Source organism: Wolbachia pipientis (assembly GCF_023661085.1).
GTDB lineage: Bacteria > Pseudomonadota > Alphaproteobacteria > Rickettsiales > Anaplasmataceae > Wolbachia.
Map to the genome: position 1 here is coordinate 1 of NZ_JAHDJT010000124.1, position 3,689 is coordinate 3,689.

Annotated in this window: 4 protein-coding genes, 1 tRNA gene and 1 pseudogene; all 6 read right to left on the minus strand. The window is 35.7% G+C overall.

From position 1 onward, the window contains the following. Positions 1 to 353: 353 nt before the first annotated feature. A complete protein-coding gene (dapA, locus tag DM84_RS05330; protein WP_458783142.1) occupies positions 354 to 1,286 on the minus strand; it encodes a 4-hydroxy-tetrahydrodipicolinate synthase in 933 nt (310 codons plus the stop codon). 9 nt (positions 1,287 to 1,295) lie between these two features. Beyond that, positions 1,296 to 1,778, minus strand: a complete 483-nt coding sequence (ssb, locus tag DM84_RS05335) for a single-stranded DNA-binding protein (RefSeq protein WP_250778911.1) — start codon at positions 1,776 to 1,778, stop codon at positions 1,296 to 1,298. A gap of 61 nt (positions 1,779 to 1,839) precedes the next feature. Beyond that, positions 1,840 to 1,913 (minus strand) — tRNA-Arg (locus tag DM84_RS05340). Between the two features lie 12 nt (positions 1,914 to 1,925). Continuing rightward, a complete protein-coding gene (locus DM84_RS05345) occupies positions 1,926 to 2,741 on the minus strand; it encodes a hypothetical protein (protein WP_250778913.1) in 816 nt (271 codons plus the stop codon). Between the two features lie 4 nt (positions 2,742 to 2,745). Then, positions 2,746 to 3,354, minus strand: a complete 609-nt coding sequence (locus DM84_RS05350; RefSeq protein WP_250778915.1) for a hypothetical protein — start codon at positions 3,352 to 3,354, stop codon at positions 2,746 to 2,748. Positions 3,355 to 3,358: 4 nt separating this feature from the next. After that, positions 3,359 to 3,689: pseudogene (locus tag DM84_RS05355) on the minus strand (hypothetical protein); the annotation flags it as partial.

Sequence of the window (3,689 nt, forward strand, 5' to 3'; positions counted from 1 at the left end):
TATCAACCTTAACTTCTCTAAATTTGCTCACAATCTCTTAACTTGACGCGTATGAATAACTGAACGCTCTTCTTCTCCACCAAGGCCACCGGGTGGCTTGGTTGGCAGCAACGTGAAGACTGACGGTGCAAATCCTACATATCACTCAGAAAGAAGAGAATGTTATGGCAACCGTACTGAAAGAAAGTGTCAAACATATGCCACCCGCAAAAAGCCTATAGATAAGGAGTCGTTTTTAAAGAATTATAGTAACCTTTTAGAAAACAACACAAAAAAACGTTATTAGAAAAAGTAAAATCCGATCTAGAAGAAATACGTAATTTGAAAGTTGATGATGTTCATAGTTCTGGGCGTTAGTCAATTCTTTCCATCCAGGCATTCACTTGCCTTAATGTTTCAACGGAAGGCAAGTCTTGTGTGCTGAGTGGTAGGCGGACAGTTTTGTGCTCTATGAGCCCAATATCATGCAGGAGTGCTTTGGTAGGTATTGGGTTACTGGCAATAAATAGTGCTTTGCAGGCTTGTTGCCAAACATTTGTCGAACTTTTTGCGTCATTTTCTACCGTTTGAGCAATTGTTTTTTTCTTAGGTTCCAGCGTCATGTGCTGGAATGACAGTAGGCATTGCTTAACATATTTATGCGCCACACGTGGCCAAATATTGGAAGCAACAGAGACCAGACCAGCTGCATCACAAGCAGCCATTTCAAGTATCATATTATCATCTCCACAAAAAACTTCGATGTTTGGCGCAACTTTCTTATATTCAATTAAAGTATCAACAGTGCCACTCGAATCTTTAATAGCCCAAAATTTTTCGTGGCTGGATAAGTTACGCACAGTTTCAGCATGAAGATTTACTCCTGCTCTTGATGGAATGTTATAAAGCATAGCTGGCATACGTGCTTTCTCAAGTAGCTTTTCAAACCACAAAGTTTGCCCCATGATTCCAGGCTTTGTATAAATTGGAGTTGTCATGAGATAGCCATGAATAGGCATATCCTTGCAAAAGTCAAGCCACTTGAGAGCCTGATGTAAATTCACTCCCGGTACGCCAACTATAATTTTCGTGTTTAATTCCAGCTTACACACGAATTCAACTAATGTACGTTTTTCAGAATCAGTGAGTGATAGGCCCTCACCTGTGCTACCTAGCAACACTACGCCATTTCCAGCTTCAGCCTGCATTGTAAGTAAACGCTGCAAACTGCGGTGATCTATGCTATCTCCGCTACAATTAAAAGGCGTGACACAAGCGGTCCATAGAAATGTAGATAATGACTTCAATTGAAGTTATTAAAATGGTATTTCGTCATCGATTAGCTCCTCTTTTATCTCACTATCAAAATTTTCATACTGATTTTTTTGCTCTGTTTCGTTTTGCTTGTACTCACTTGGTTTATAGTCAGGGCTTGGTGCACTATTTCGTGAATCCAAGAGTGCAAGAACGCCACTAAAGTTCTGCAGCAACACTTCTGTGATATATCTTTCACTACCATTTTGGTCAGTATATTTCCTAGTCCTCAAAGAACCTTCAATGTAAACTTTACTGCCTTTGCGTGCAAAATCCTTGACGACCTTTACTAATCCTTCACTAAACACTACAATATTATGCCACTCTGTCTTTTCAGAGCGTATACCGGAAGACTTATCAGTCCAACTTTCAGATGTGGCTATTGAAAAACTTGCCATTTCTTTTCCGTTTTGCATAGTTCTAATTTCAGGATCCCTTCCTAAATTACCAATTAATATGACTTTGTTTATAGTACCATTGGACATAATTGTGCTTTGAATAAACTTTTTATATTATCTTATGCGAAAATACTATTGTCAAATCTAATGCGCTTGGAGGGATTTGAACCCACGGCCTTTGCCTCCGGAGGGCAACGCTCTATCCAACTGAGCTACAAGCGCACATATATTAAATTATCTAATAGATAAGCTATCTAAGTCAAATTTTTGGCCTGGATAAAGCGTGAACATAACATTCCCATCACCTAAATATACATTCTGAGAATTATTCGCTTGCTTTTTTACCACTTTTTGGTCTACAGTCCATACAAAAGTTACGTAGTTTTCAGTCACCGAATGAACTTTTAAATCCTTAGCATTCGAAAACAGCCTTCCATTCACCCATATTCTCCATGTATCAGAAGAAAAGTATAAAATCGAATCTAAACTCACCACCTTACAATTAAAATTGTTTAATATCCTTTCTTCTGCAGCTCCCGAAGACCGCTGGTGAAATTTTTCCATCTCACTGACTATCTTATTAATCGGTTCCTCATCAAAAAAAATGCTTTTCATATCATTGTATTGTGATAAGACGTCAGAGTTACTCTCCACTGCTTCCTTTATTATATCATCCTGATCAGTATAATTTGTTTTTCGATCGTTTATAAAGAAACACTCTTTTGCACGCAAATTTGCTATGTTAATAAAATCATCGACTTCTTGATTGCTAACTTTAAAAATGCTCTCGAAATATTTTTTTTCCATCATTACCCCATGCTTAGAGTGATGACAAACCATTTCATCATTATCTTGTTTTTCTATATATACACATAAACCCTTGCTATTTAATCCCAGTATTCTGTGCTCGATAAAGTCTTCATTACCAATATATTGCCGACAAGTATATTCTTTACAAATTTCTATACTTTCTATAATGCCTTTACAGCTGCAATATACATTCACACTGAAAAGCAGTAGAGTAAAAATAAAAAATAGCTTTGTCTTCATCATCTCATCTATTTAGTATAGTGTACCAGTCAAAGACCATATTGGCTCTCACTATCTCTATCATATTACCATTCAAAATCTGATTCATAGTTGCAGCATCGATATTTCTCTCTTTATTCAGAACAAGAGATTTGATCGTAACGTAACCAGGCAGACTTGGAATAGACTGTAAAAATAAAAAAATATGCTTATCGCTAATTGAACTGAAGTTTAGGGTAACTTCACTTTTTATCACTTTTGTATGCTCACTTTCACCGTGTAATTCAACTTCCTCAGGTATGGAAATTGATATTTCAGGTTCTAGTATGTAGTATTTTTTATATAGCTTGCCAAGCTCGAAATTCAAATTTGCAATGTATCTGCTGCTGTGTAAACCTGAAGAAGAAATTCTTTTCCACAAATCTAGATTTTTATTTAAAACAACTTCCTTTTTTTGGACTTCAGTGATTTGTAAATTGATAGAACGTATCTCATCAATGGCATTTTGGTTTTTACTATGGACTTTTTTGCTATAAATAACAACGTAAGTTAATGCCCCTATTAACCCAACAGATAATAACAAATAAAACAGAAGTTGAATTGCAACTCTTTTTTTTAACTGGAAGATAGTCATTAGTTTACATAGCCTCTCCTATTTTAACATCAATAGATATATTTTGCTTTTTAGTGGCAGGCAAACTAGAAATATCAATGTCATAGGTGCGAAAATTGTTGTTTAATTTTTTTTGTAGTTCCTTGTATTGATAAGAAACATCTTTACCAGATTGAAAGTCAAACCTTAGAGCTGTAGTAATATAATTTTCCACCTCATTATAATTCCACTCAAATGATTGAAGTTCTACACCCGGTACTTTTAATTTTTCTACGTACCTAACTTGTACAAGAGGAGAATACTCCATCTTAGATAAAATGTTATTGATGTTAATAAAATCATAGACCTCACTTATT

Coding starts and splice junctions, on each gene's coding strand:
- ssb (WP_250778911.1), bottom strand. CDS start 1,778: ATGTCCAATGGTACTATAAACAAAGTCATATTAATTGGTAATTTAGGA.
- DM84_RS05345 (WP_250778913.1), bottom strand. CDS start 2,741: ATGAAGACAAAGCTATTTTTTATTTTTACTCTACTGCTTTTCAGTGTG.
- DM84_RS05350 (WP_250778915.1), bottom strand. CDS start 3,354: ATGACTATCTTCCAGTTAAAAAAAAGAGTTGCAATTCAACTTCTGTTT.